Annotated in this window: 27 protein-coding genes; 10 read left to right on the top strand and 17 right to left on the bottom strand. The window is 64.9% G+C overall.

Translation table 11 applies throughout. From position 1 onward, the window contains the following. Positions 1-222 precede the first annotated feature (222 nt). The 5 genes from FJ490_RS09260 to FJ490_RS09240 form a co-directional block, all read right to left on the bottom strand. On the bottom strand, positions 223-1,659 hold the full coding sequence (locus tag FJ490_RS09260; protein ID WP_140728704.1) for an amidase: 1,437 nt from the start codon (positions 1,657-1,659) through the stop codon (positions 223-225). A 214-nt stretch (positions 1,660-1,873) separates the two neighbouring features. Then, positions 1,874-2,965, bottom strand: coding sequence for a Gfo/Idh/MocA family oxidoreductase (locus FJ490_RS09255; RefSeq protein WP_140728703.1), 1,092 nt, complete (start codon positions 2,963-2,965; stop codon positions 1,874-1,876). Between the two features lie 172 nt (positions 2,966-3,137). Further along, positions 3,138-4,310: an ABC transporter substrate-binding protein gene (locus FJ490_RS09250; RefSeq protein WP_140554766.1), complete on the bottom strand. Its 1,173-nt coding sequence runs from the start codon at positions 4,308-4,310 to the stop codon at positions 3,138-3,140. 78 nt (positions 4,311-4,388) lie between these two features. Next, complete coding sequence (locus FJ490_RS09245; RefSeq protein WP_140728702.1) at positions 4,389-5,243, bottom strand: ABC transporter permease; 855 nt, start codon at positions 5,241-5,243, stop codon at positions 4,389-4,391. Continuing rightward, positions 5,240-6,073, bottom strand: coding sequence for an ABC transporter ATP-binding protein (locus FJ490_RS09240; RefSeq protein ID WP_140563894.1), 834 nt, complete (start codon positions 6,071-6,073; stop codon positions 5,240-5,242). Before FJ490_RS09240 ends, FJ490_RS09245 begins: the two co-directional genes overlap by 4 nt. 326 nt (positions 6,074-6,399) lie before the next feature. On the opposite strand from FJ490_RS09240, the gene FJ490_RS09235 reads away from it, so the two are divergent. Both FJ490_RS09235 and FJ490_RS09230 read left to right on the top strand, forming a co-directional pair. Further along, positions 6,400-7,344, top strand: coding sequence for a MurR/RpiR family transcriptional regulator (locus FJ490_RS09235; protein WP_140728701.1), 945 nt, complete (start codon positions 6,400-6,402; stop codon positions 7,342-7,344). 195 nt (positions 7,345-7,539) lie between these two features. Continuing rightward, positions 7,540-9,330 carry an NAD(P)/FAD-dependent oxidoreductase gene (locus tag FJ490_RS09230; protein WP_140662653.1) on the top strand — a complete coding sequence of 597 codons (1,791 nt, stop codon included), beginning with the start codon at positions 7,540-7,542 and terminating at the stop codon, positions 9,328-9,330. A 230-nt stretch (positions 9,331-9,560) separates the two neighbouring features. Here the strand turns inward: FJ490_RS09230 and FJ490_RS09225 are convergent, their stop codons facing one another. Further along, positions 9,561-10,796, bottom strand: a complete 1,236-nt coding sequence (locus tag FJ490_RS09225; protein ID WP_140563897.1) for an amidohydrolase/deacetylase family metallohydrolase — start codon at positions 10,794-10,796, stop codon at positions 9,561-9,563. A gap of 42 nt (positions 10,797-10,838) precedes the next feature. Then, positions 10,839-11,204 (bottom strand): RidA family protein, encoded by a 366-nt coding sequence (locus tag FJ490_RS09220; protein WP_140524551.1) that lies wholly within the window; start codon positions 11,202-11,204, stop codon positions 10,839-10,841. Positions 11,205-11,416: 212 nt separating this feature from the next. Here FJ490_RS09220 and FJ490_RS09215 point away from each other — a divergent pair, with 212 nt between their 5' ends. Further along, a complete protein-coding gene (locus FJ490_RS09215; protein ID WP_140728700.1) occupies positions 11,417-11,902 on the top strand; it encodes a hypothetical protein in 486 nt (161 codons plus the stop codon). Positions 11,903-11,942: 40 nt separating this feature from the next. Here FJ490_RS09215 and FJ490_RS09210 read toward each other — a convergent pair whose 3' ends face one another. Next, the gene (locus FJ490_RS09210; RefSeq protein ID WP_140492118.1) at positions 11,943-12,371 is read right to left on the bottom strand and encodes an Lrp/AsnC family transcriptional regulator; all 429 of its coding nucleotides are present in this window, start codon (positions 12,369-12,371) and stop codon (positions 11,943-11,945) included. 126 nt (positions 12,372-12,497) lie between these two features. Between FJ490_RS09210 and FJ490_RS09205 the strand changes: the two genes are divergently transcribed. The 5 genes from FJ490_RS09205 (at position 12,498) to FJ490_RS09185 (ending at position 16,300) form a co-directional block, all read left to right on the top strand. Continuing rightward, a complete protein-coding gene (locus tag FJ490_RS09205) occupies positions 12,498-13,601 on the top strand; it encodes a saccharopine dehydrogenase family protein (RefSeq protein ID WP_140514046.1) in 1,104 nt (367 codons plus the stop codon). Between the two features lie 111 nt (positions 13,602-13,712). Further along, positions 13,713-14,096: a RidA family protein gene (locus tag FJ490_RS09200; RefSeq protein WP_140625361.1), complete on the top strand. Its 384-nt coding sequence runs from the start codon at positions 13,713-13,715 to the stop codon at positions 14,094-14,096. 14 nt (positions 14,097-14,110) lie between these two features. Next, positions 14,111-14,461, top strand: a complete 351-nt coding sequence (locus tag FJ490_RS09195; protein WP_140728699.1) for a VOC family protein — start codon at positions 14,111-14,113, stop codon at positions 14,459-14,461. A gap of 248 nt (positions 14,462-14,709) precedes the next feature. Beyond that, complete coding sequence (gene leuB / locus FJ490_RS09190) at positions 14,710-15,813, top strand: 3-isopropylmalate dehydrogenase (protein WP_140492129.1); 1,104 nt, start codon at positions 14,710-14,712, stop codon at positions 15,811-15,813. A gap of 4 nt (positions 15,814-15,817) precedes the next feature. Further along, the gene (locus FJ490_RS09185) at positions 15,818-16,300 is read left to right on the top strand and encodes a GNAT family N-acetyltransferase (protein ID WP_140728698.1); all 483 of its coding nucleotides are present in this window, start codon (positions 15,818-15,820) and stop codon (positions 16,298-16,300) included. On the opposite strand, the gene FJ490_RS09180 is transcribed toward FJ490_RS09185, so the two are convergent. The 3 genes from FJ490_RS09180 to FJ490_RS09170 form a co-directional block, all read right to left on the bottom strand. After that, a complete protein-coding gene (locus FJ490_RS09180; protein WP_140492135.1) occupies positions 16,290-16,961 on the bottom strand; it encodes a DUF805 domain-containing protein in 672 nt (223 codons plus the stop codon). The genes FJ490_RS09185 and FJ490_RS09180 overlap by 11 nt on opposite strands. Positions 16,962-17,033: 72 nt before the next feature. Then, positions 17,034-17,747 carry a DUF805 domain-containing protein gene (locus FJ490_RS09175; RefSeq protein ID WP_140728697.1) on the bottom strand — a complete coding sequence of 238 codons (714 nt, stop codon included), beginning with the start codon at positions 17,745-17,747 and terminating at the stop codon, positions 17,034-17,036. Between the two features lie 116 nt (positions 17,748-17,863). Further along, entirely contained in the window at positions 17,864-19,726 is a 1,863-nt protein-coding gene (locus tag FJ490_RS09170) for a DEAD/DEAH box helicase (RefSeq protein ID WP_140514040.1), read from the bottom strand. A gap of 463 nt (positions 19,727-20,189) precedes the next feature. Here FJ490_RS09170 and FJ490_RS09160 point away from each other — a divergent pair, with 463 nt between their 5' ends. Then, a complete protein-coding gene (locus tag FJ490_RS09160; protein ID WP_140492147.1) occupies positions 20,190-21,224 on the top strand; it encodes an aspartate-semialdehyde dehydrogenase in 1,035 nt (344 codons plus the stop codon). A gap of 176 nt (positions 21,225-21,400) precedes the next feature. On the opposite strand, the gene FJ490_RS09155 is transcribed toward FJ490_RS09160, so the two are convergent. Next, the gene (locus FJ490_RS09155; RefSeq protein ID WP_140524566.1) at positions 21,401-21,808 is read right to left on the bottom strand and encodes an ACT domain-containing protein; all 408 of its coding nucleotides are present in this window, start codon (positions 21,806-21,808) and stop codon (positions 21,401-21,403) included. Positions 21,809-22,084: 276 nt separating this feature from the next. Here FJ490_RS09155 and FJ490_RS09150 point away from each other — a divergent pair, with 276 nt between their 5' ends. Beyond that, on the top strand, positions 22,085-22,348 hold the full coding sequence (locus FJ490_RS09150) for a glycine zipper domain-containing protein (RefSeq protein ID WP_140492153.1): 264 nt from the start codon (positions 22,085-22,087) through the stop codon (positions 22,346-22,348). A gap of 84 nt (positions 22,349-22,432) precedes the next feature. Here FJ490_RS09150 and rpsP read toward each other — a convergent pair whose 3' ends face one another. The 5 genes from rpsP to FJ490_RS09125 all read right to left on the bottom strand — a co-directional run bounded on the left by rpsP (position 22,433) and on the right by FJ490_RS09125 (position 26,833). Next, on the bottom strand, positions 22,433-22,834 hold the full coding sequence (gene rpsP / locus FJ490_RS09145) for a 30S ribosomal protein S16 (protein WP_140628282.1): 402 nt from the start codon (positions 22,832-22,834) through the stop codon (positions 22,433-22,435). 57 nt (positions 22,835-22,891) lie between these two features. Beyond that, positions 22,892-23,218, bottom strand: coding sequence for a chorismate mutase (locus tag FJ490_RS09140; RefSeq protein WP_140492160.1), 327 nt, complete (start codon positions 23,216-23,218; stop codon positions 22,892-22,894). Positions 23,219-23,225: 7 nt separating this feature from the next. Continuing rightward, positions 23,226-24,809: a signal recognition particle protein gene (ffh, locus tag FJ490_RS09135; RefSeq protein WP_140492163.1), complete on the bottom strand. Its 1,584-nt coding sequence runs from the start codon at positions 24,807-24,809 to the stop codon at positions 23,226-23,228. A gap of 289 nt (positions 24,810-25,098) precedes the next feature. Beyond that, positions 25,099-26,064 carry a type II CAAX endopeptidase family protein gene (locus FJ490_RS09130; protein ID WP_140628279.1) on the bottom strand — a complete coding sequence of 322 codons (966 nt, stop codon included), beginning with the start codon at positions 26,062-26,064 and terminating at the stop codon, positions 25,099-25,101. Positions 26,065-26,236: 172 nt separating this feature from the next. Continuing rightward, positions 26,237-26,833 carry a DUF1236 domain-containing protein gene (locus FJ490_RS09125; RefSeq protein ID WP_140559212.1) on the bottom strand — a complete coding sequence of 199 codons (597 nt, stop codon included), beginning with the start codon at positions 26,831-26,833 and terminating at the stop codon, positions 26,237-26,239. Positions 26,834-26,892 lie beyond the last annotated feature (59 nt).

Genomic DNA, 26,892 nt, shown 5'->3' with positions numbered 1-26,892 from the left:
GTGTCACTGTCAGCGCCCTACGGCGCCCCCCTCTGCCCTGCCGGGCATCTCCCCCTCAAGGGGGGAGATCGATTATCGCTCCCGCTTTCGCCAATTTTCAACGTTGCAAGAACAAGATGAGCCGGCGCCGAAACTTCCAATCTCCCCCCTTGAGGGGGAGATGTCCGGCAGGACAGAGGGGGGCGCCACAGAACTCGGCGATGGGTGCCCTGCCGCGAGCGATTAACCGCTCACCGGCGGCCGCCTGTCCCTCCACGGCATTTCCCGCTCGAGCTGCGCCGACGCGGCCAGCACCGTCGCCTCGTCGCCGTAGCGGCCGACAAGCTGCACCCCGATCGGTACGCCGTCTTTCGACCAGCCGAGCGGCAGCGAGATGGCCGGCTGGCCTGAGATGTTGAAGGGGAAGGCGAACGCCGCATCCGTCCATTTGGCGTTGTAGCGGTCGATGTCGGTCTCCGACATATCGTAATAGCCGAACGGACGCGGCAGTTGCGTCAGCGTCGGGGTGATGAAGAGATCGTAGGGCGAAAGGTCGCCGACGATGTCGCGGCCGACCTGCCTGAGCTGCTCGACATCGGAAATGTGCCTGGTGCCGCTGGTCGCACGGCCGCGTTCGATGATCGCCCAGGTCACCGGTTCGACATCATCAGGCGTCACCGGCCGGCCGATCACCGTTTCATGATAGTCGAAGGTCGCCGCCGTCTGTACGCAGGTCATGTTGGTGTAGGTGGTCCACATGGCATCGGCATCGAGCGGCATGTCGTGTTCCTCGACGTCATGTCCCAGCCGCTCCAGCGCCGCCACGGTGGCCAGCACGGCGGCCTTCACTTCCGCATCGATGGCCGTGCCGTTGGGCGGGGTGACGGTGAAGCCGATGCGCAGTTTCTTCGGCGCCTGTGCCGACAGGCTGAGCCAGGAGGCGTCGGGGACCGGCGGCGTATAGGGGTCGCCCGGCAAGGCGCCGGCCACCGCGTCGAGATAGGCCGCCGTGTCGCGCACGCTGCGCGAGCAGCACAGGAAGTAGGCGCCGCCATACCAATAGTCGCCGAACGGTGCCAGGCTGACGCGGCCGCGCGACGGCTTCAGCCCGACGATGCCGCAGCAGGAGGCCGGAATGCGGATCGAGCCGGCGCCGTCGCTGGCCTCGGCGATCGGCACCATGCGCGAAGCGACGGCCGCCGCCGCGCCGCCGCTCGAGCCACCTGGCGTGATGCCTTCCTTCCACGGGTTCTTCGTCGTGCCGTAGAGCTTCGGTTCCGTCGTGATCGACCAGCCGTTTTCGGGCGCGTTCGACTTGCCGACCAGCACCAGCCCGGCCGCCTTCATACGGCGCACGACTTCGGTGTCGAAATCGGCGACGACATCTTTCAGGTAGAGGCAAGAGTTGGTGTTCGGCGCGCCGGTCCAGGACGAGGCCAGTTCCTTGAGCAGGAACGGCACGCCGGCGAAAGGTGCTGATCTGTCGACCGTCTGCGCCTGGGCGCGCGCCATGTCGTAGAGGCGATGGATGACCGCGTTCAGCGCCGGGTTGAGCTGCTCGACCAGCGTGATCGCCGCCTCGACCAGTTCCGCAGGTGAAACCTTGCCCCGATGCACCAAGTCAGCAAGGTCCAGCGCATCGGAGTTCGCATAGGTTTTCAGCAGGCTGTCGGTGACCATATCTCTCCTCCTAGTCTTTGCCTCGCGCCGCGCCCGAGCTATCGCTTCGGGCCGACGTTGGCGCCGCCCCTCATCCGCCTGCCGGCACCTTCTCCCCGTCATGACGGGGAGAAGGAAAGCGCTCTGATGCTGGCGACCGCCTCCCGTTCTTCTCGGGAGAGGGCTGAGTGAGGGGCACCGACCTGAAACTGCTGCCCCCAGCAGCGCGCTTGTCTCACGCCAGCTCGACGGTGCGCCCCAATTCGATGCTCTGTTCCGCGGCGAGCACGATGCGCAGGCTGTTGACGGCGGCGTCCATCTGCTCGGTCAAATCGAGATCCTCGCGGATGGCGCGCAGGAAGAAGGCCTGCTCGCGGTCGCAGAGCTCCTGGTGGCCGGGCTCGTCTTCCATGCTGACGATCTCGTCGGGTTTCGCAAAGTTCTTGTCGGCGTCTACCGCCGCATAATGGATCTTCAGCGCGTCGGTCTTGGTGTGGCGGTCGATGTCGGCCGAGTTCGACACCTCCGCCGCTTCCGCCGCGCTGCTCGTCTCCTGGCCGGCGACGATCGACACCGCGCCCTTCGGCCCCACCACGTCCTTCACGAAATAGGCCGTCTCGCTCATCATCGGGCCCCAGCCTGCCTCGTACCAGCCGACCGAACCGTCATCGAAGGTGACGTGGAGATGGCCGTAATTCTGCTTGTCGGCTTCCGCCCAGAGCTTCGCGCCGATGCCGTGCACGCGCACCGGCCTGGCGCCCGTGAGCTGGCACATGACGTCGACATAGTGCACGCCGCAATCAACGATCGGGATCAGCGAATCGATCAGGTTCTTGTGCCAGTGCCAGGCGCTGCCGCTGCTCTGCTGGTTGAGGTTGAGGCGCATCACCAGCGGCTTGCCCAGCGTCTTGCCGACCTCGATGAATTTTATCCAGGACGGGTGGACGCGCAGGATGTAGCCAAGCACCAGCTTGCGGTTCTTCGCCCGCGCTGCCGCGACGACCTTTTCGGCATCCTCGATGTTGGTGGCGAGCGGCTTTTCCATGAACACGTGGCAGTTGGCCGCTATCGCCTTCAGCGCGTATTCGGCATGGGTGTTGGGCCAGCTGTTGATCGACACGGCGTCCGGCCTGGTCTCCGCAAGCGCCCGGTCGAAACCCTCGTAGAGCGGATAGCCGGCAAGTTCGGCGGGGATTTTCTTGTTGCTCTTGATCGAGCGGCTCATGATGCCGACGATCTCGAAGCCGTCCGAGCGGTGATAGGCGCTGGCATGCGAGGCGCCCATATTGCCGAGACCCACAACCAGCACTTTTATTTTGTCGGCCAATTCAGCCTCCCAATTTTTTGATAGGACCTGGCGAGCTGCTGCCGCGCCTGGGCATCCAGAACAATCACTTCAGGTTGGCGCCGCCCCTCATCCGCCTGCCCTTTCCTCTCCCCTGTCCGGAGGGAGAGGAAAGGAGCCAAGACAGGGCAATGAACGACCTCTTTTGCAGCCCTTACTTCACCGCCGAATCGAACAGATGCGCCTTGATCTTCTCGACATCGAGCGCGGCAAAGCCCTCCGTCAGCTTGACGCCGTCGGCATCGGCCTTGACCTTGGCCTTGTCGAAGTCGTTGGCGGCCGGGATCAGCTCGTTGGTGCAGACGTCCTCGGCCTTCACCGGATTGGTGATCTGGCCGATCTTGTGGATCTCGTCGAAGAAGCCTTGCCAGCTCGCCATGTCGTGCGAGCCCCAGCCGCCGCGCTTGTCCATGTCGCCGCGGAAGACGTTGATCTGCTGCAGGATCGAGGTGGTGCCGAGCTCGGGGCCGAGGTTCTTGGCCAATGTCGGGAACTGCTCGAACACCGCTTCGACCGCCGCGCGCGGGTTCTGGTAGCCGAACTCCAGCCCCATCGCCCAGCCGCGCAGATATTTTTCCAGGAACGCCTTCTTGTCGGGATCTTCGAGATCGGCGGCGCGCACGACGAAGGTGTTGGCCGGCAGCTTGGAATTCTTTACGCCGAGCCAGTATTCGAAGTCGAGGCCCTTGGCGATCCATTCGGCGCGCAGCCCCTCCCACGACAAGGCAGCGTCGCCCTGGCCGCCGGCGAGCGCGGTGCCCCACGTCGGCCAGCCGGCCTCGACATACTTGACCTTCTTGATGTCGACGCCTTGCGCGGCGAGCAGCGGATCGGTGATCGACTGCCAGGCGGCGGAGCCGAGCAGGATGGTCTTGCCTTCCAGCTTCTTCAAGTCGTTCGTACCCTCGCCCTTGCGGAAGGCGATGGAGAACGTGTCGCGCGCGCCCATGTGGAACACCGACTTCAGCTTCATGCCGTTCTGGATGGCGAAGGAGAACACGCCGGGCGAGGGAAAGCCCATATCGGCCTGGCCGACATCGACGAACTTCACCGTCGCCGTGCCGTCCGACGGGCCCGGCTGCATGTCGGTGCTGAGCCCGTCGAAATAGCCTGCCTTCTTGGCTGCCCAATAAGGATAGTCGTCGAGCACTTCGAGCGTGCCGCGCGGCGAGATCCAGGTGAATTTTTCGTAGGCCGCCGCCCTGGCCTTCAAGCCCGATGCACCGAGCGCGGTGGCGGTCACGACGCCGGCTGCCGTCACCTGCAGGAAGGTGCGGCGGCTGATGCCCGTTCTTGTCGCCGTCTGGAATGAGTTCTGGTCGGTCATGGCATTCCCCTTTTGTTGATTGACCTTCTTGTTGATCGATGGCCTTTCGCCCGCTCCGGGGCGTTCATGATCTCGTGCTCAAGCCTCCCAGCTCGCCCATTTCTTGCCGATCAGGAAGAACAGCACGTAGATCAGGATGCCGAGCGTCGACAGGATCAGCACCACGGCGAAGAATTGCGGCATCTGGATCATCGACGAATAGGTGGTGAGCCGGTTGCCGAGGCCGAAGCCGCCGCCGACCATCTCCGCGCCGACTGCGGTCAGCAGGCCGAAGATGGCGCCGATCATCAGCCCGACCAGGATCATAGGCAGCGCCATCGGCGCGCGGATCTTCCAGAATATCTGCAAGGTGCTGGCGCCGTAGGAGCGCGCCAGCACGATCTTGGCGCTGTCGACGCGGCGAAAGCCGGTGGCTGCGTTTATCATCACCATCGGCCCGGCGGCCAGCGCCACCGCGATGATGCGCGGCGTGTAGCCGAAACCGAAGCGAAGGATCAAAAGCGGCACCAGCGCCAGCATCGGCGTGGTGACGAGAAGCAGGATGTAGGGCGCGACGATCTTTTCGGCGAAGGGAAACTGGGTGATGACGGCGGCCAGCACCAGGCCGACGACGGCTCCGATGGCGAAGCCGGAAACCAGCTCGACCAGCGTGTAGCCGAGATGCGGCGCAATCAGCGGGAACTCGTCGAACAGCGCATAGGCGATCGAGCTTGGCGGCGGCATGATGTAGAGCGGCACATGGAACAGGCGCAGCGCCAATTCGATGCCGCCGATTATGATTACGGCGACAGCTATGATCGCCGCCACCTCCTTGCCCGACTTGATGCCGGGGCCGCTGGCGAAGGCCGAGAGATTGGTCAGGCTGACGTCCTGCCCATCGCCGGACTTGGCACCCGATTTGGATTTGGAGAATTCCGGGATGGCGTCGCTCACGGCCTGATCCTCACGATCTCGGCGCTGGCGCGTTCCTGTTCCGGTGCCTTGGGCCTGGCGCGCTCGCCGACGATGTCCATCTTGATCCGGTTGGTGAGGTCGAAAACCTCTTTCGTCGCCATGATCTCCAGCGAGCGCGGTCGCGCGAACGGCACGCGATACTCCCTGGCGACGCGGCCGGGCCGCGCGCTCAGCACCACCACGCGGTCGGAGAGAAAGATTGCTTCCTCAATGCTGTGGGTGATGAAGACGATGGTGGTCTTGGTGTCGAGCCAGATCTCCTCGACGAGACGGTTCATCTCCTCGCGGGTAAAACTGTCGAGCGCGCCGAACGGCTCGTCCATCAAAAGCACGGAGGGTTTTGGCGCCAGCGCCCGCACGATCGCGGCGCGCTGCTGCATGCCGCCCGAAAGCTCGCGCGGGAACTTGCCGCCGAAACCGTCGAGCCCGACGCGGTGGAGCAGATGCGCGATCCATGCGCGGTCTGGTTTCTCGCCCTTGATCTCGAAGGGAAAGCGGATGTTGGCATCGAGATTGCGCCAAGGCAGCAGGTTCGCTTCCTGGAACACGATGCCGATGTCGGGATGCGGCCCGGTGATCTTGACGCCGTCGAGCCGGATCTCGCCGCCGGTCAGGCTGTGCAAGCCCGACATCGACCACAAAAGCGTGGTCTTGCCGCAGCCGGACGGGCCGACGATCGAAACGATTTCATTGGCGTGGACGTCGAGGCTGCAGCGGTCCAGCGCCAGGAGGTCGCCGGATGCGGTGTGATAGATCTTGGTCGCTGCCTGCACACCAAGCTTCGGCGCTGTTGTTTCGCCCGCGTTCATCCGCCCCTCGGAGAGTGCGTCCAATCGACTGCCAAAGTCAGTGTGTAACTATCCTACTTTGGTGTCAAGCGAAGAGCGCGATCGTTCCGTCGTTGAGAGCCGCCTATTCCTCTATATACCTGCTTTCGCTGTCTTTTCTTTATCTTGAAATGCGTGTTGCTTTCCTACATACTCGGGAAAAGTGGCACAACAAGCGGGCGTTGCAGATGGGCAAAGCCGGGTGACATGCCGCAACGGCACGCAGCAGTTGCAGCGGGGCCGTGCACATGGAACGACAGCGTGCAAGCATGGTAAGAGGTCGACAAGGGACCAGGGAAGGCCACTTCATGACCGAAGCTGACAGCCGGGAAAACCTGATGACGGATGGCGAGGCGGACGGGGGTGAGCCTGTGCGGCGCATTCCCGACATCATCTCGCTGGTCAAGGATACCTATGCCGAGCTGCGTCCGGCCGAGCGCCGCGTCGCCGATGTCGTGCTCGACGACGTCAAATACGCGGTCGATGCCTCCAACGCCGCCCTTGCCCAGCGTGCCGGCGTCAGCGAACCGACGGTGACCCGCTTCTGCCGCGCCATCGGCTGCGAGGGCGTGCGTGATTTCAAGCTGAAGCTGGCGCAGAGCCTCGTCGTCGGCGCGCTCTATCTGGACACTTCGCCAGCCAGGGAGAACGACACCGGCATGCCGTTCTGGAACGCGGTGTTCGGCGAAGCGCGGCGGGCGCTGCAGGAGGCCGAGCGGCAGCTCGATCCGGTCCAGCTGCAGAAGGCCGCCGAGCTGATCGCCAAGGCGCGCCAGGTTACGGTGTTCGGACTGGGCGGCAGTTCCTCGGCGCTGGCGCAGGAAACGCAGTACCGGCTGTTTCGCTACGGCATATCGATCAGCGCGCAATGCGACCCTTATCTCATGCGCATGACCGCCTCGACCTTGAAGCCCGGCGACCTGGTGATCGCCATTTCGGCGACGGGGCGCACGCGCGAGGTGATCGAGGCGGTCGAACTCGCCAAGCACTACCGCGCCAATGCCATCTGCGTGACGGCGCCCGACACCGAGCTCGCGCGCGTCGGCGACGTCAGGCTGACCGTAGGGGTGCCGGAATATCCCGATACGCTGAAGCCGACGGCATCGCGCTTCGCCTTTTTGGCCATGATCGACCTCATGGCGGTGGCTGCCGCCTACAAGCTCGACGGCTCGGCCCGCGAGACGGTCCGCCGCATCAAATACAATGCCCAGATCCACCGCACCGGCAAGGAGATGGAGCCGCTCGGGGATTAGGAGGCTTTTCCCTTCTCCCCTTGTGGGAGAAGGTGGATCGGCGCGCAGCGCCGAGACGGTTGAGGGGTGGGTGACGGAGTGCCGGCCGTCCCGAGCTGGAGCACCCCTCATCCGACCTCGCTCCGCGAGGCCACCTTCTCCCACAAGGGGAGAAGGGAACACCGGACAGCGCCAACGCGAAAAAGAGGGAAACAAATGCTCGAAATAGCACCATCGCAACAGGCAGCCGCATGGCTCGGCGCTTTCGACAAGGCGCTCGAAGCCGGTGACATAGCGGCCGCGGCCAACCTGTTCGTCGACGATTGCTACTGGCGTGACCTCCTGACCTTCACCTGGAACGTCACCACGATGGAAGGGCGCGAGGCGATCGCCGACATGCTGAAGGCGACGCTGGCAGCGACGCGGCCGGCAAGATGGCAGCTCACCGGCGAAGCCACCTCGGACGAGGGGATAATCGAGGCCTGGTTCACCTTCGAGACCGCCGTGGCCTCGGGCCAGGGCATCATGCGCCTGCGCGACGGCCGCTGCCGGACATTGTTCACGGCAATGACCGACCTGAAAGGATTCGAGGAGCGCAAGGGCGCGACGCGGCCGCTGGGCGTGCGCCACAAGGCCGACCCGGAGCGCGAGACCTGGTCGGAGGCGCGCGCGCGCGAGACCCGCGAGCTTGGCGCTTCCGAGCAGCCCTATTGCCTGGTCATCGGCGGCGGCCAGGGCGGCATCATGCTGGGCGCGCGGCTCAGGCAGCTCGGCGTGCCCTCGATCGTCATCGAGAAGAATGCCCGGCCGGGCGATTCCTGGCGCAAGCGCTACCGCACGCTCGTGCTGCACGATCCGGTCTGGTACGACCATCTGCCTTACATTCCGTTTCCCGACAATTGGCCGGTCTTCACGCCCAAGGACAAGATGGGCGACTGGCTGGAAATGTACACGCGCGTCATGGAGCTCAACTATTGGGTCGCCACCAGATGCGTCAGCGCCAGCTATGACGAGGCCGAGAAGGTCTGGACCGTGGTCGTGGACCGCGTCGGCCAGCACATCACGCTGAAGCCCAAGCACATCGTCTTCGCCACCGGCGCCTACGGTCCGGCGCGGCCGATCGACCTGCCGGGCGCCGGTGACTTTAAGGGCGAGCTGCTGCATTCCAGCCAGTATTCCAGCGGCGAGAAGCTCCGCGGCAAAAAGACCGCGGTCATCGGCGCGGCGAGCTCCGGGCATGACGTCTGCGTCGATCTCTGGGAAAGCGGCGCCGAGGTCACCATGATCCAGCGTTCGCCGACGACCGTGGTCAAATCGGACACGCTGATGGAAGTCGGTTTCGAGATCTTTTCGGAGAACGCGCTGGCGCGCGGCATCACCACCGAAAAGGCCGACATGATCGTCGCCTCGACGCCCTTCGCGCTGGTGCCCAAGGGCCAGCGGGCGCTCTACGACGTCATCCGCGCACGCGACGCGGCTTTTTACGAGCGGCTTCGCGCCGCCGGGTTCGCCCTCGACTTCGGCGACGACGAGACGGGCCTGCTGATGAAGGCCTACCGCACCGGCTCCGGCTACTACATCGATGTCGGCGCCTCGGACCTGATCATCGACGGCAAGATCGGCATCCGCAGCGGCGTGGCGATCAAGTCGCTGACCGCGAAAGGCATTCTCTTCGAGGACGGCAGCGAGCTTGAAGCCGACGCCATCATCGCCTGCACCGGCTATCAGTCGATGAACGAAACCGTGGCGCAAATCGTCTCGCGCGAGGTCGCCGACAGGGTCGGCCCGTGCTGGGGCCTCGGCTCCGGCGTCAAGGGCGACCCCGGGCCATGGCAGGGCGAACTGCGCAACATGTGGAAACCGACGGCACAGGAAGCGCTGTGGTTCCACGGCGGCAATCTGGCGCTCTCGCGCTTCTATTCGAAATATGTGGCGCTGCAGATCAAGGCGCGGATGGAGGGGATTGATACGCCGGTTTATGGGGCGGTCAGCAACGCGCGACGGTGAAGCGGAAGCGTTGCTTCAAGGGAAGGTCGCCCCCACTCCGTCGAGCTTCGCTCGACACCTCTCCCCCGATCGACGGGGGAGAGGAAGGGCGCGAGCTTATGCCGGGAGGCTCCCTTCCTCTCCCTCCGGAGGGGGAGAGGTGGCGCTGCGGAGCAGCGACGGAGTGGGGGAAGCCATTCGCCAAACTCGCAGCCGCGGCAAGACAGGCGGCGCAGTGCTACCGAGATCAATCAATCATGCCGGTGCCCAAAATGCCTGGCCGCGACCTCGACATGCGTATGCCCCACATGCGCCTCGAAACGCTCGGTGTCGCCGACATCGTTCATCGTCTCGTTCGGCCACCAGGCGCCGCCGATGGCGATGCCTTCGCAGACCAGCCGCTGGTCGGCGACCAGCGAGGCGCCGACCGCGTCGACAAAGGTGAAGCGGCCGGAGTGCTGCCGCAGCAGCGCGACGTCGCCGGCGGTTCCGACCTTGAGCGTGCCCAGATCAGGCCGCGCGATCGCCTGCGCCGGCGCTTGGGTGGCGGCGCGCAACACCTCGACCAGCGGCATGCCGAGCGCCAGCAGCTTCGACATGCACACCAGTATGTCGAAGGCCGGACCGTCGACGCAGTAGAGATGCACGTCGCTCGAGATGACGTCGGGCGCCAGCCCTTCGGCCAGCATGGCGCGAGCGACCTCGAAGTCGAACGAGCCCATGCCGTGGCCGAGATCGAAGATGACGCCACGCTCGCGCGCCAGCCGCATGTCGGGCCGCACGGCGCCGGAGGCGAAGACCGGCGCGTTCGGAAACGGTCGGAAGCAGTGGGTGAGAATGTCGCCCCTGCGCAGGCGCGGCAGCACTTCCGAGCGCCCGGGCGGCGGTTCGTCTATGTGCGCCATCAGCGGCAGACCGGATTTGTCGGCCGCCTCCAGCGCCAGATCGACCGGCGCGATGCCGCTGGTGCCGCCGGCATGCTTGCCGGAGCGGACCTTGACGCCGACGACGACGTCCGCGTGCTCGCGCACCGCCGCCACCACTTCGCGCGGTTCGCAGAGCCTGAGATCGCTGCACTCGCCGACCGAGACGGTCTGCGAGAAGCCGAAAATGCCGGCGAAGGAGATGTTGACATAAGCCAGGATGCGCACCTTCGAGCGCTCCATGACATGGCGGCGGAAGCCGAGGAAATTGCCGGCGCCGGCACTGCCGGCATCAATGAAGGTGGTGGTGCCGCTCTTGGCCGCCAGCCGGTCGGCATCGACGCCGAGCGAGGTGCCGCCCCAATAGACGTGGCTGTGCAGGTCGACGAGGCCGGGCGCCACGATGCAGCCCTTGGCATCGATAACGCTGGCCGCCCGGTCGGCGGGAATGTCGGCGTCGACGGCGGCGATGCGGCCATTGGCGATGGCAAGATCGCGCGGCGCGTCGAGCCCGGCCGCCGGATCGATCAGCCGCCCGCCCTTGAACAGAAGATCAAATTGCATCGGGCGCGCCTCTCCGCTTCGTTCCATCCTCGCCGACGGCCGTCAGAGCGGCCGGTAGGCGACGGCTTCCACTTCGATCTTGATGTCGATCATCAGCCGCGATTCGACCGTGGTGCGGGCCGGCGGGTTCTTCGGGAAATGCCTGGCATAGACGGCGTTGAAGGCGCCGAAGTCGCGCGCGTCCTCCAGCCAGACGGTGGTCTTGACCACATCGTCCATGGTGCAGCCGGCCAGCGCGAGCGCCGCTTTGACGTTGGAAAGCACCTGCTCCGTCTGTTCGGATATGCCGCCCCTGACCACGATGCCGTCGCCGCCGACCGGCACCTGGCCCGAGATATAGACGAAGTCGCCGGCCCGCACCGCGGGTGACAGCGGGACATGCGACGTTCCAAAACATTGCTTGGGCAAGAGCGGACCTCCTCTGATGCTATGACGGGACACGATGGGAGCGCCCGCTTCGGCCGAGATTTACCCCGATCGAGGCGATCCCGATAGAGGTCTTGTTGGAAAGCAACATTCCTGGAAATCCATGTTGCTTTATTACAGAAGCGCTTGCATCGTGCGCGCTCGCCGGCCGGGCCTGAAACGGACGGGCGCATTTCCAGAGCGGAGAACCGAGAATGACCTTCGACAAGAACCCGTTTCCATCAGGTGATGCCGACCGCCACGCCCTCTGGGAGATGCTGGTGCGGCGCGACATCGATGCCTTCATCGGTCAGGACTGGTCCATGGTCGAGGACGATTTCATCGCCGAAAGCTTCTTCGGCATGCATGCGCATTTTCTTGCCAACGCCGACGCCTGGCGGCTGCAGTTCCCGCGGCTGGAGATCTATCGCGACGAGTGGCTGCGCCAGGCCAAGGAAACGGCGGCGACCAAATTCGCCGAGCCGCTGCGCGAGGCGCTGTTCCGCGTCACCAATCTGCGCGACATTGATGTCGACGGCGACCGCGCCGTGCTGCACAAGAAATTCGACGGCACCGTCGCCAAGGCGGATGGCGATGTCGATCGGCTGAAATGGCAGACGCTGTATTTCTGCAGGAAGGTCGGCGGCATCTGGAAGATCGCGGGCTTCGTCGGCTACATGCCCTACCCGCTGGGAGGCTGAGGCGGGCGCCTTCATCCAGATCGTCTGTGGCCCAAGTGCTCTAGCGATCGATGCGCGTCGACAGGATGATCGACGACGACGTCCGTTCGACCCCTTCGAGGGCGCCGATCTGGTCGAGCAACGTGTCCAGGTCCTTGATCGACGGCGCGTCGGCGATGACGATCATGTCGAAATTGCCGCTCACCGAATGCAGCGTCCTGACCGGCGCCAGGGCGCGCAGGCTGCGCACCACCTTGTCGGCGAGCTTGGGCGTTACGGTGAGCAGCACATGCGCCCGCACCAGTCCCTGTTCATAATCGGGCGCAAGCTTGACGCCGTAGCCGGCTATGATGCCGCGCTGCTCCAGCCGTTCGATGCGGCTCTGCACCGTGGTGCGCGACACGCCGAGCCGGCGCGCCAGCGCGGCGGTCGAGGCGCGGGCGTTCTCGCGCAGCAGGGCAAGCAGGGCCTGGTCGGCATCACTCAGCATTTCAACGAACCTGGTCGGCATATTGATAGAAACTGTGCTTCATTTCGCATAATTCCACGCTTCCTTTCGTCCGGCAAGCCGCGATTGTAGCGGGACAAATCAACTGTCGGGCGAGGGAACCGGGTCATGAAGAAAATTGTTGTCGTCGGCGCCGGCAAGATCGGCTCGACCATTGCCGAGATGCTGTTTTCAACCAGGGACTATCATGTCACCCTCGTCGACCGCTCGGCCGCGCAGCTTGCCGCGGCTGAATTGCCTGACGGAGTAGAGACGCTCGAACTCGACATCGCGGCCGCGGGCACGCTGGAAGCTGCGCTCGCCGGAAAATTCGCGGTGCTCAGCGCCGCTCCCTTCCATCTGACCACGCGCATCGCCGAAGCTGCCGCAAGCGCCGACGTGCATTATCTCGATCTCACGGAGGACGTCGTCTCGACCCGGCGCGTGAAGGAACTGGCGCGTTCGGCCAACAGCGCCTTCATCCCGCAATGCGGGCTGGCGCCGGGCTTCATCTCGATCGTCGCCAACGATCTCGCCAGCCGTTTCGACACGCTGGAAAGCGTGCGCATGCGGGTCGGCGCGCTGCCGCAATATCCCTCGAACGCGCTGAACTACAATCTGACCTGGAGCACCGACGGCGTCATCAACGAATATTGCGAGCCCTGCGAGGCGATCGTCGAGGGCGAGCTGGTCGAGGTGCCGCCGCTGGAGGAGCGCGAGGAATTCTCGCTCGACGGGGTAACCTACGAGGCCTTCAACACCTCGGGCGGGCTCGGCACTTTGGCGGAGACGCTGAAGGGCAAGGTGCGCACGCTCAACTATCGCACCATCCGCTATCCCGGCCACGCCGCCATCATGAAGGCGCTGCTCAACGATCTCGGCCTGCGTCACCGCCGCGAGGTGTTGAAGGACATTTTCGAAAGCGCGCTGCCAGCGACGCTGCAGGACGTGGTCATCGTCTTCGTCACCGTCTCGGGGCGCAAGAACGGCCGCCTGCTGCAGGAGACCTACGCCAACAAGATCTATTCGAAGCGGGTCGGCCAGACGGTGCGCAGCGCCATCCAGATCACCACGGCATCCGGAATCTGCGCCGTGCTCGACATGCTGGCCGACGGTACCTTGCCGGCGACCGGCTTCGTCAAGCAGGAGGACATCGCGCTCGACGCCTTCCTCGCCAACCGCTTCGGCCGGGCCTACGCCCAGCACGAGATGGTCAGCCGGCTGGCGAGCTGAGGCCCAGCGGACGATCAAGATCATCGGGACAACGGCCAGCTCCGTCTGGCCTATGGCCGCGCGAGGCTTTTGCCCGCAAAGTGGTTGCCAACACCCCTTTGCGAGGATGCCATGCGAAAGCTGATCTCCACCGGTTCGCCCTTCGAGAAGACCGCCGGCTATTCGCGCGCCGTGGTGCAGGGCGACTGGTGTTTCGTGTCCGGCACGACCGGCTATGACTATGCCTCGATGACGATGCCGGAAACAGTCGAGGCCCAGACGCGCAACTGCCTGGCAACCATCGCCAAAGCCTTGCTGGACGGCGGCTTCGATATGGAGGATGTGGTGCGCGCGCATTACTACATAACCGACCAGGCCTTCGTCGACGTGGTGTTCCCCATTCTCGGCGAGGCGTTCGGCGAGATCAGGCCGGCGGCGACGATGATCGTGTGCCAGCTCAACAGACCGGAGATGAAGATCGAAATCGAGGTGACGGCGCTTCGGCGCACAGACTGAGGAGGGCCAATGCCATGAAGGTGCGGCGCATCGTAGCCAATATCGAAACAAAGGACGCGGCATCGGCGAGGCGCTTCTACCATGACGTGCTCGGCCTCGATGTGCTCATGGATCAAGGCTGGATCGTCACCTACGGGTCCGAGGAAAGGATGCAGGTGCAGGTCAGCTTCATGGCGCAAGGCGGGTCGGGCACGCCGGTGCCGGACCTGTCGATCGAGGTCGACGACGTTGATGCCGCACTCGACGCCATGAAGGCAGCCGGCTTCGCCATCGAATACGGACCGGCCGACGAGCCCTGGGGCGTGCGGCGCTTCTATGTGCGCGATCCTTTCGGTCGGCTGGTCAACATTCTCTCGCATCGGTGAATATCTGCAAAGCGCCGAGGCGACTGCAGGCCTGGACATGTTGGCGGACAGCGCCCCCCTCTGGCCTGCCGGCCATCTCCCCCTCAAGGGGGGAGATTACGCACTTAGCCGCCTTCGGCAATTGTTCCTCCTTGCGTCGCAACCGCTTGGCGGTTAGCAAGGCCGCGGTCGCACAGCGCCGCGCGCCTCATTGGCGCGCGAAGGATGCTGTGCAAAATCGAAACGCATTCTTTCTGGGACGGCTCTCCATGGCTTCGAAACATCTCTTCCTGCTTCCCGGCGACGGCATCGGCCCCGAGGCCATGGCCGAGGTCAAGAAGCTGATAGCGGCCATGAACGAGAAGCTCGGCAGCGGCTTCGCCACCGACGAGGGGCTGGTCGGCGGCTGCGCCTACGATGCACATGGTGCCGCGATTTCCGATGCCGACATGGAAAAGGCTGTTGCCGCCGACGCCGTGCTGTTCGGCGCCGTCGGCGGGCCGAAATGGGATGCCGTGCCTTACGAGGTTCGCCCCGAGGCCGGCCTGCTGCGCCTGCGCAAGGACATGGAGCTGTTTGCCAATCTCAGGCCCGCGATCTGCTATCCGGCGCTGGCGGCGTCCTCCTCGCTGAAGCAAGAGGTGGTCGAAGGCCTCGACATATTGATCGTGCGCGAACTGACCGGCGGCGTCTATTTCGGCGAGCCCAAGCAGATCATCGATCTCGGCAACGGCCAGAAGCGCGGCATCGACACCCAGGTCTACGACACATTCGAGATCGAGCGCATTTCGGGCGTCGCCTTCGAATTGGCGCGCACGCGCAAGAACCATGTCACCTCGATGGAAAAGCGCAACGTCATGAAGTCCGGCGTGTTGTGGAACGAGGTCGTCACCCAGACCCACAAGGCCCGATATTCCGACGTCAAGCTCGACCACATGCTGGCCGATGCCGGCGGCATGCAACTGGTGCGCTGGCCCAAGCAGTTCGACGTCATCGTCACCGATAACCTGTTCGGCGACATGCTGTCCGATATCGCCGCCATGCTGACCGGCTCGATCGGCATGCTGCCTTCCGCCTCGCTCGGCGCGCCTGATGCCAAGACCAAGAAGCGCAAGGCGCTTTACGAGCCGGTGCACGGTTCGGCGCCCGATATCGCCGGCAAGGGCATCGCCAACCCGATCGCCATGATCGCTTCCTTCGCCATGTGCCTGCGCTATTCCTTCGCCATGGTCGATGAAGCCGACAAGCTCGAAGCGGCAATCGCTGCCGTGCTGGACGACGGGCTGCGCACCAAGGACATCCTCTCGGCTGGCATGACCGAGGTCGGCACGGTCGAGATGGGCGACGCGATCATCGCCAAGTTCCTGGGCTGAGCCCATGACGGTCGACGTCCGCTGGGCGACGACCGGCGACGCGACGGCGCTCGCCACAATGCTGTGCGACATGGCGGTGCACTACCGGCAGCCGCCGCTCGACCACGAGCGCGCCTTGTCGGCGGCACGCAAATGGCTGGATGAGGAAAGCCCGGCCTATCCGCATTTCGCGCTGGCCTTCATCGGGGCCGAGATCAGCGGCCTGGCGTCGGTAGCGATCGCGCATCCCGGCATCGACCTCGAGCGGCTATTGTTCCTCAAGGATCTGTTCGTGCACGACAAGGCTCGCAACGCCGGCGTCGGCCGGGCGCTGGTCGGCTTTCTCGCCGACCATTGCCGGCGCAACGGCATCGGCCGCATCGACCTGACCACCGAGGACTGGAACGAAGGCGCGCTGCGCTTCTACGACCGGCTTGGCGCCGAACGCCACGGCCAGAAGATCTTTCTCAGGCTTTCGGGCGAGGCGCTGGGGGCGGTCAGACCCTGACGCCCGCCGGCACCGGTCCCCAAGGATTTTCGCCCAGCTGAGGCGGCATAAGCCCGAAGACTAGCACGGCGATGCCGCCAATGAGCGGGATGAAGCAAAGCAGGGCAAACCAGCCGCTCAGGCCGGCGTCATGCGCACGCCGTACGAGGAGCGCAATGCAAGGCAGGATCAATCCCGAAAAGAACACCAGTAGGGGTATGAACCCTATGAACCCCATCGGCGTCCTGTCCGCGTTGGTTTCGAAGCCGTTGATCGCCAGTTCAACAAGTATCCCGAAGCCGAAAAGCGCGAGCACCCCGAGGGTGTAGAATAGCCAGAAGGCCCAGAATTCCTTGCGGCGGGAGCGTCCGGTGAAATTGCCATAATCCGCGATCACCGCGCGCCAGAAATAAGCCCACAGCCCTGTGGAGTAGGCGGGCCGGCTTCGGGCAGAACGGCTGGTCTGCCGTGGCTGACCGGTGGTTGACGACGATGCGGCCGAGGCCGTGGCGACAATGTTGTGCGCCGTGCCGTCGCCCGGCTGGAACTCGACAAGGGTACCCCTGCCGAGGGGCAGTTCCAGGCTGAAATCGATACGGGAAAAGATGTAGCGTTTGCCGTCGGTTCCGTTGATGTAGCCGTAGTCCTGGCCTTCGTCATAGTGGAACACCGTCCCGCGCATGCTCTGCCCCATTTCACATTGCGTCGCGAGACGCTACTTAAAGTTGCATGTAATTGCAATACGCACGCAGGGCTACGTTCTGGCGCCCGCCGGCACCGGTCCCCACTGGTTCTCCCGGGCCTGGGTCGGGATGAGCGCGAAGACCAGGATGATCAGGCTGCCGATGGTGGGGATCAGGATCACCAGGAAAAGCCAGCCGGTCAGGCCGATATCGTGCAGACGACGCACGGTCATGCCGAGGCCAGGCAGAAAGGTCGCAAGTAGGAAAAGGCCGAACAGGCCAATCGTTACCGCCGGCATTTCAGCGTCGTCGAGATTGCCCATCGCGGCATCGGCGAAAATGCCGATGCCGGTCACTGCCAGCAGCGCGACGAACCAGAACAGGCAATAGGCCCAGTATTCCTTGCGGCGGGCGCGGCCGGTGAAGTTGAAATAATTCTCGGTGATGCCGCGCCAGAAATGACCCCACAGGCCGGGCTCGGCCGGCCCGGTGCTGGCGGCGCGGCCAAAATGCCGCGGCTGTGCGATTTGAGCAGCGGAAGAGACGGACGCACCGGTTCGCGCATGGGCGCCGGCGGCCACGCCGGTTGGAGGCGCGGATTGGGCGCCGGCCGGGAAGATGTCGCGCGCCTGGCCGCCGCCGGGCTGGAATTCAACGGCCGTGCCTCGGGCAATTGCGATTTCGCGGCGCAGATCCTCACGCGCGAAAGTATAGCGCTCACCATCCGCCCCGGTGATGAAGCCGAAGCCCTGGGTCTCGTCATAGTGAAGAACTTCGCCGCGCATGCCCCGATCCCCCGAACGCCCGACCAGACTGTTCAAAGTTCCGGCGGATCGCAAGGGGCAGCATGAAAATGCGACGGCTGGCGCGGCAGCCATCGTGACGGCATGGCCGGGAGATCTCAGCTCGGCCGCTTCTTCGCCTTCTTGGGTTTCGGCGGTCCGGCGTTGTCGAATTTCGGCTTGCCCGGCTTTTTCGCCCAGGGCTTCGCGTCAGATGCGGCGGGGCGCTGGTCGCCAGCCGGCGCGCGCTTCTCGAATTTGCGCTTCGGCGCGTTCGGGTCGAACGGCGCCTTGCCGCGATGCGGTTTCTTGTCCGGACCTGGCGGCTGGTAGCCGGCGCGCGACAGGTCCGGCATGCCGTCCAGCCGTTTCACCACGATGTTACCCTGCAATTTGCGGTCGGGACCAACGGCGGCGAGGAAACGGTCGGCCCAGTCGGCGGCGATCTGCACGAAGGTCTCTTCCGGCTGCATCTTGATGGCGCCGATCTCGCGCTTGGTGATGCTGCCGGTGCGGCACAGCATCGGAATCAGCCAGCGTGGCTCGGCATTCTGCCGGCGCCCGACCGACAGCGAAAACCAGACGCTGGCGCCGAAATCGTCGCGGCGGCTGGGCGCCTCGTCGCGGCGCGCGAAGTTTTCGCCCGCCGGTCTTTCACGCGACGGCGTGAACGGCGCGACGTCCATCAGATCCTCTGGCGCCGAGCGGCTCGAGCGGCACAGCCGCACGAAGGCGGCCGTCACCTGCTCGGCGCCGTGCTTGGCGAGAAGCGCGTCGATGAAGCCGCGTTCGTCGTCCTTCACCGGTTCATCGAAGGTGGGATCGGCAAGGATGCGCTCGTCATCGCGGCGGATCACGTCGTCGGCGGATGGCGGACTTGCCCATGTCGCGGTCAGCTTTGCGCTCGCCAGCAGGCGTTCGGTTCGCCTGCGGGCGCTGTTGGGCACGATCAGCGCGCTGACGCCCTTGCGACCCGCGCGTCCGGTGCGGCCGCTTCGGTGCAGCAGCGTTTCCGGGTTGGTCGGCAGGTCGGCATGGATGACCAGCTCCAGATTGGGCAGGTCGATGCCGCGCGCCGCGACGTCGGTGGCGATGCAGACCTTGGCGCGGCCATCGCGCATCGCCTGCAGCGCGTGGCTGCGTTCGTTCTGGCTGAGCTCGCCCGAGAGCGCGACGACTGAAAAATTGCGGTTGTTGAAGCGTGCGGTGAGATGGTTGACGGCGGCACGGGTGTTGCAGAACACCAGCGCGTTTTTCGCCTCGTAGAAACGCAGCACATTGATGATGGCGTTCTCGCGATCGGCCTGGGCGACGCTGAGCGCCCGGTATTCGATGTCGAGATGCTGCTTCTCCTCGCCGGCGGCCGAGATGCGCACGGCGTCACGTTGATAGCCCTGGGCGAGGGTTGCGATGGAGCGCGGCACGGTGGCCGAAAACATCAGCGTGCGGCGCTCGGCGGGGGCGGCGTCGAGGATGAATTCCAGGTCCTCGCGAAAACCGAGATCGAGCATCTCGTCGGCTTCGTCCAGCACCACCGCCTTCAGCGCCGACATGTCGAGCGAGTTCCGCGTGATGTGGTCGCGCAGCCGACCGGGGGTGCCGACGACGATATGGGCGCCGCGCTCCAGCGCGCGCCGTTCGGTGCGCATGTCCATGCCGCCGACGCAGGAGGCGACCGTGGCGCCGGTCAGCTCGTAGAGCCATTCCAGTTCGCGCGTCACCTGCAGCGCCAGCTCGCGCGTCGGCGCCACCGCCAGCGCCAGCGGGGCCGCGGCATGGGCAAAGCGGTCGGCGCCGCCGAGGAGCGTCGGCGCCATGGCAAGGCCGAAGGCCACCGTCTTGCCGGAGCCGGTCTGCGCCGACACCAGCGCGTCGGCCTGGCCAAGTTCCAGGACCGCCTTCTGCACCGGCGTCAGTTCGGCATAGCCGCGTTTTTCCAGCGCCTTTGCCAGCGCAGGAACAAGTGCTTCGAAGTTGGACATCTCACTCTTTCGGAATTCAGGGCTTGCGCTCATCATGGAGCACATACAGGGCTGGCGCAGCGCCAGCCAGACGATCTCGCCCGTTCGTACTTGCTGGCGCCGCTCTTGTACAGGGCAGGCGGCACCGCCTTCCCTTCTCCCGCAAGGAGGGAAGGAAGAAACACCACTGATTGACTCCTGCCGCAAACCGCGTAAAAGCCCGCTTCGAACGGGATCGTTTTTCGATGCGCGGCCTTTTGATGGCTCTTCTTGCATTCGATGCCCCCAGCCGCAATGAGCATCATTGCGCCGGGCGTTTCGGCGCGTCCCCCCGTTCCAGCAAAGTAACGGCCAAAACCACCACCAAAACGGTGTGATTCCCTTGGCCTGACCACCCTCTCCCGGGTTCGGCCCGGGGGACGGAACCCGCACCTGGCCGGCGGGTTTTCTCCAACAACCAAGCGGAGAGGGATAGGAGATCTTTATGAGTTTCAAGGTTGCGGTAGTTGGCGCCACGGGCAATGTGGGCCGCGAAATGCTCAACATACTGGAAGAGCGCGGTTTTCCGGTCAGCGAAGTGGTGGCGCTTGCCTCGCGCCGCAGCCAGGGCACGGAAGTGTCGTTCGGCGACCGCACGCTGAAGGTCCGCGCACTCGACACCTACGACTTTTCCGACACCGACATCTGCATCATGTCGGCCGGCGGCAATGTCTCGAAGGAATGGTCACCCAAGATCGGCAAGCAGGGCTGCGTCGTCATCGACAATTCCTCGGCCTTCCGCTACGACGCCGACGTGCCGCTGATCGTCCCGGAAGTGAACCCGGATGCGATCTCGCTGTTCACCCGCAAGAACATCATCGCCAACCCGAACTGCTCGACGGCGCAGCTCGTCGTGGCGCTGAAGCCGCTGCATGACGCGGCCACCATCAAGCGCATCGTCGTGGCCACCTACCAGTCGGTGTCGGGCGCCGGCAAGGAAGGCATGGACGAGCTGTTCACGCAGACCCGCGCCGTGTTCGTCGCCGACCAGGTCGACGTCAAGAAGTTCACCAAGCGCATCGCCTTCAACGTGATCCCGCATATCGACGTTTTCCTCGATGACGGCTTCACCAAGGAAGAGTGGAAGATGGTCGCCGAGACCAAGAAGATGCTCGATCCCAAGATCAAGCTGACGGCGACCTGCGTGCGCGTGCCGGTGTTCATCGGCCATTCGGAAGCGGTCAACATCGAGTTCGAGAACCCGATCACCGCCGACGAGGCGCGCGACATCCTGCGCGAGGCGCCGGGCTGCCAGGTCTTGGACAAGCGCGAGGACGGCGGCTACATCACGCCGCTGGAATCGGCCGGCGAGGACGCCACCTTCATCTCGCGCATCCGCGAGGATTCGACCATCGACAACGGCCTGTCGATGTGGATCGTTTCCGACAATCTGCGCAAGGGCGCCGCCCTCAACGCAGTGCAGATCGCCGAACTGCTGGTCGAGCGCGGCCTGATCCAGCCGAAGAAGAAGGCAGCCTGACGGCTGTTTGGCTTTCGCTCGCGGGCCGCACCGCCGCTGCCGCGGCTGGCCCTCCGCGAGGGCGCCGGACGACCGGCGGCCCGCAGTCGCGGGCTCGGCCTTCGGCCGTTAGCTCACCTTCCCCCCGTCCTTATATGGGGAGAAGGTGCCGGCAGGCGGATGAGGGGGGCGCCGGCCTATGTCCGATTTTCCGCCGCCAGTTCCCGCAGCAACCTCATCGCTTCCTCGGCCCGGTCGACCGGCACGAACAGATGGTCATGATAGAAGGCGGAGACGGGATTGACGCCCATGCCGGCGGCGGCGAGGCGTGCGGTGATGGCGGCGAGGAAGCCGACGGCTTCCAGCGACGAATGGATGTTCAGCGTTATCATGCGGCAGCGGAAAACGGCTTCCAGCCCGGCTGCCTGCGCCTCGTCTTCGGGCAGGATCAATGTCGTGCCTTCGCATTCGCGAAACAGCATGACCGCTTCGAGTCCTTCCGGAACCGATACACCCGCCGGCAGCGTGGCGAAGACATGGATGCCGGCAATCAATTGCGGCATCATCGACGCCAGCAATGTCTTCAGATCTGTCTCTCCGGCCATCTCGCCTGCTCTTGTCTGACGGGCCACGCCCGCCAGCTTTTCATATACGCGACCGAAGCGGGCCGATAGCCACGCCGGCGCGCTGCACGGACAACCCGGCGAGAGAACTGCGCTGCGGCGTGAGAGCATCAACGATTTCATATGCTTGCCGGAGATCGGCATGGCCTTGGCAGGCGCGGCGAAGCGCCGGCCTTCAATGTCTAGGGATCAAATCGGCCGCCTGGGAGTTAGGAACATGGCGGCGAGGACGGCGATCCCCGTGAGAGAGGAACGACAATGAAGAAAATCATGACCATTCTGGTGCTGACGGCAGCGCTTGGCGCCTGTTCGCAGACGGAAAAAGGCGCGGCCGTCGGCGGCCTGGGCGGAGCAGCGGTCGGCGCGGCGGTGGCGGGCGATCCCGTCCAGGGCGCCGTGGTCGGCGGCGCGGTCGGTGCCGTGGCCGGCGCGCTGATCGGGCGGGCCAGCGAACCGGGCCGCTGCCGTTATCGCGACAGCCGCGGCCATGTCTATGTCGATCGTTGCCCGAGCGGCTATTGAGCGGCAGCATCCGCCCAATGAATTCGAAAATAGAAAACGGCGGGCTAAGGGCCCGCCGTTTCGAAAAAGCCGATCGGTGATCGATTACTCGGCCGTGGCGGGCTCCGCGTCGGCCGGCGCGGCCGCAGCCGCCGCGACGGCGGCAGCGGCGTCGTCCTGCGCCTTCTTCAGAAGCGCGGCGCGCTCCTGCGCCTTCTTGCCGGGCTCGGCCTTCTTCGGATTGGAACGGGCGTCGCGCTTGGCGAGGCCGGCCTCATCGAGGAAGCGCAGCACGCGGTCGGTCGGCTGGGCGCCGTGCGACAGCCAGTGCTTGACGCGCTCTGCGTCAACCTTGACGCGCTCGCCGTCCTTCGGCAGCAGCGGGTTCCACGAGCCGAGCGACTCGATGAAACGGCCGTCGCGCGGCGAGCGCGCGTCGGCGACGACGACGTGGTAGTAGGGACGCTTCTTCGAGCCAGCGCGGGCCAGTCTGATCTTCAGTGCCATTTCTTATCTCCTAAAAGCTCTGATTTCGTTGGTAGGGTTGCGGCTAAATCCTTGTCTTCAGCCGGTTTTCGTCACGCCGTTGGCAGCGGCGATCTGTTCGTGGTGGCGGATCACTTCGCGGACGACGAAATTGAGGAATTTCTCCGCGAAATCCGGGTCGAGATGCGCATCGTCCGCCAGCTGGCGAAGACGGGCGATCTGCTGCTGTTCGCGCGCCGGGTCAGCCGGCGGCAAGCCATGCTCGGCCTTGAGCAGGCCGACCGCCTTGGTGCAGCGGAAGCGCTCGGCCAGCATGTGGATGAGGGCGGCATCAATGTTGTCGATCGAAGCACGGTAGCCGGCCAGGATGGTGCGGGCGTCCGCCATGTCCTTTTCCTCGTTCATCGCGTCCTCACTTCTTCTTGCCGAGGCCAGGCAGACCACCGCCGCCGAGACCGGGAAGTCCGGGAAGCTTCATGCCGCCGGGCAAGCCGGGCAGGCCACCGCCGCCGGGAAGGCCGCTGGGCAGGCCCTTCATGCCGGCGGCCTGCGCCTGCTTCTGCAAGGCTTCGAGCTGCTTGGGATCCATCTTGGAGAGGTCAGGCATGCCGCCCATGCCACCGGGCATCATGCCGCCGAGGCCCATCTTGGAGGCGAGCCCGCCCATCATGCCGCGCATCAGGCCGCCGCCTTTGCCCTTGCCGCCCATCGCCTTCATCATGTCGGCCATGCCGCGATGCATCTTCAAGAGCTTGTTGATCTCGGCCGCGTCGGTGCCGGAGCCGGCGGCGATGCGCTTCTTGCGCGAGTGCTTGAGAATGTCGGGGTTGGCGCGCTCGGCCTTGGTCATCGAAGAGATGATGGCGAGCTGGCGGCCGAACATCTTGTCGTCGAGACCGGCGGCGGCCATCTGGTCCTTCATCTTGCCCATGCCGGGCATCATGCCCATGATGCCGCCCATGCCGCCCATTTTCGACATCTGCTGAAGCTGCTGGGCGAGGTCGTTCAGGTCGAACTTGCCCGACTGCATCTTTTTGGCCATCGCCGCCGCCTGCTCGGCGTCGATGTTCTCGGCGGCTTTTTCGACAAGCGAAACGATGTCGCCCATGCCGAGAATGCGGTCGGCGATGCGCTTGGGATGAAATTCCTCCAGCCCGTCCATCTTCTCGCCGGTGCCGATCAGCTTGATCGGCTTGCCGGTGACGGCGCGCATCGAGAGCGCGGCGCCGCCACGGCCGTCGCCGTCCATGCGGGTCAGTACCAGCCCGGTGATGCCGACGCGCTCGTCGAAGCTCTTGGCGAGGTTGACGGCGTCCTGGCCGGTCAAGGAGTCGGCGACCAGCAGGATCTCGTGCGGGCCCGACACCTTCTTGATGTCGGCCATCTCGACCATCAGCGGCTCGTCGATATGGGTGCGGCCGGCAGTGTCGAGGATGACCACATCGTGACCGCCGAGCCTGGCCGCCTGCACGGCGCGCTTGGCGATATCGACCGGGTTCTGGCCGGCGACGACAGGCAGCGTCGCCACCTTGACCTGCTCGCCGAGCTGGCGCAACTGCTCCTGCGCGGCGGGGCGCCGCGTGTCGAGCGAGGCCATCAGGACCTTCTTGTTCTGACGCTCGGTGAGCCGCTTGGCGATCTTGGCCGAGGTCGTCGTCTTGCCGGAACCCTGCAGGCCGACCATCATGACGACGACAGGCGCCGGTGCGTTGAGGTCGACGGCGACGCCTTCGGCGCCGAGCATGTCGACCAGCTCGTCATGCACGATCTTGACGACCATCTGGCCGGGCTTGATCGACTTCAGCACCGCCGCGCCGACCGCCTTCTCGCGCACCTTGTCGGTGAAGGAGCGCACCACTTCCAGCGCCACGTCGGCCTCGAGCAGCGCACGGCGCACCTCGCGGAGCGCCGCCGAGACATCCGCCTCCGACAGCGCGCCGCGGCCGGTCAGGCCGTTCAGGATGGAGCCAAGGCGCTCCTGAAGTGATTCAAACATTCTGTTTCCTTTTCCCTGGCAACCGGATGGTGCCCGAGAGGTAATGCGTTCGCGCCAAGTGTCCAAGTCTCGTGGCAAGCAAAAGCCAAAACCAAAAAGCACCCGGGGGCGCACAGCGCTGCCGGGTGTTGGCCTCCAGGATCTGTTTACAGCACTTGGCCTCAAAGAGGCTTCGGCGTCCTGGTCGGCTTGCTCGGAGGGATACTCGTCGCGGAATTCGGGGCTGTAGACAGGAAAACGGCCGCGGAGTCAAGACAAGGACCGTTCCGCCGGTCTCCCCGCGCAGCAATCAAGTCGCCTTCGTTGCGTCTGCAGGTTCGGCCGAGACGCTCAGCGGCGAGCGCGGATGCAAAAGCAGCAGGGCCGTCAGCAGGCTGCAGGCGATGCCAATCATGGCGATGAGGACCGCGTCCGAGGTCGCCCAGCCCGGCCCTTCGAGTGGTCTGGCGGTAAACAAGGCGAAGGAATTGTAGCTCTCCTGATGCGAGATCAGCAGGAAGCCGGTCAGATTGTTGCCGAGATGGGCGCCGAGGGCCGCGCCGAGATTGCCGGTGGCATAGACGACGAGCGTCAGAAGCAGTGCAAAAGCGGCGATCGAGACCAGCACGCAGGCGTTGATGGCGGCCGAGGCGTTCGCGCTCCAGTGCAGCGAGGTGAACAGCAGGCCCGGCAGCAGCGCCCAGACGAACGGGCTCCTGAACCGGTAGGCAAGACCGCGCAGCAGGTAACCTCGGAACAGCACCTCTTCCGATGACGTCTGCAGAAAAGTGAGCGCCAGGATCGGGATCAGGAACAGCAGCCAGGACGACAGGGCGATCGAGCCGCGCGCGATCTCGGGCTGCATCAGGTAGAGCAGGACCTCGGACACGAGCGACGTGACCAACACCGCGACCAGTCCCTTGATGAAACCCGAGCGCGAAATGCGACGGCTGTTGCCGAGGAGCGCCGACAGCTTCTCGCCATGCACCCAGCGCATGGCGATCCACAAGCCGATCCAGATGCCGGCGAAAGACGCGAGCGCGGTGAGAATGCCGATTGGCGACGCAAGGAAACCCTGCATGCCGCCGGCGGGCGCAGCCGCGCCTTGCGCTGTCCGCCAGGCGAAAAAGGCATAGGTGCCGCCCAGCAGCACGACCCCCGTCGACGCGGCCCAGAACAGGACGACGATCCCGGTCCCGAGAAGCAGGCGCGGCAGGGTCGTCTTTTCGTTGGCTGTGTTTCGATAGTGCTCGAAGGCGGCAGGGTCCGATATCACGCTCTCTCGCAAGCTGGTGCTTCGCGTCGCATGATCTATGGGATCGGGCGGTTCTGCGCAATCATTCCTATTCGATACGCCCCGCCAGCCTTCGGCGCATTCGCGCCGCCCTCGCCTGCCTGCCGGCAGGCGAAAGGCATGCTCCGATGATTAACCCCGTGTCCTATCCGCCTCAGCGGACCACATAGACGATGCGCCGCGTCTGCGGGTCGATCAGCGCCGGCTGGCCGTTCACATAGACGTAGCGGTAGTCGTAATCGGGGATCTCGCGCAGTTCGACACTCTCGGGCAAAACGGCCCCGGTGACCACCTCGCCCTCAAGATAGACAGGGTCGACGCGATGCGTGTCGACATAGGTCCTGACTTCGGCGGGAGGCTGCGGGATGGCGTCCTCGACCGGCTCGCCGGCGATGATCGAGCCGGTGTAGTCGGTGGAATAGCCCTCGGGCGGCGACACGACGGCGACGCTGGAGCCGAGCGGACGTCGCGTCAACACGACCCGGTTGCCGCCGAAATCAGCCGTCACATAGTCCGAATAGACCCAGCCCTGGCCACCGGCTTCGGCGATGGTGCACCATTTGCTGTTTTCGATACAGCCATTGAGCGTCGCCGACTGGCCGGCGGCGAGCACGCCGATGACAGGATATTGCGGGCCCGGGCCAGCGCGGACATTGAGATCGGTGATTGCGGAGACGGGGGTGTCGGCCATGGCGGCGCCCGAGAAGAGCGTGAGCATTCCGGCGACCGCGGGAAACAATACGGATTTCATGGTTTCTCTCCGTTTCATGGTCCCTCGGCAGCGAAAACGGGAGAGCGGCGCATGCGTTC

Source organism: Mesorhizobium sp. B2-5-11 (assembly GCF_006440835.1).
GTDB lineage: Bacteria > Pseudomonadota > Alphaproteobacteria > Rhizobiales > Rhizobiaceae > Mesorhizobium.
This window is presented reverse-complemented; position numbering and strand designations above follow the sequence as displayed.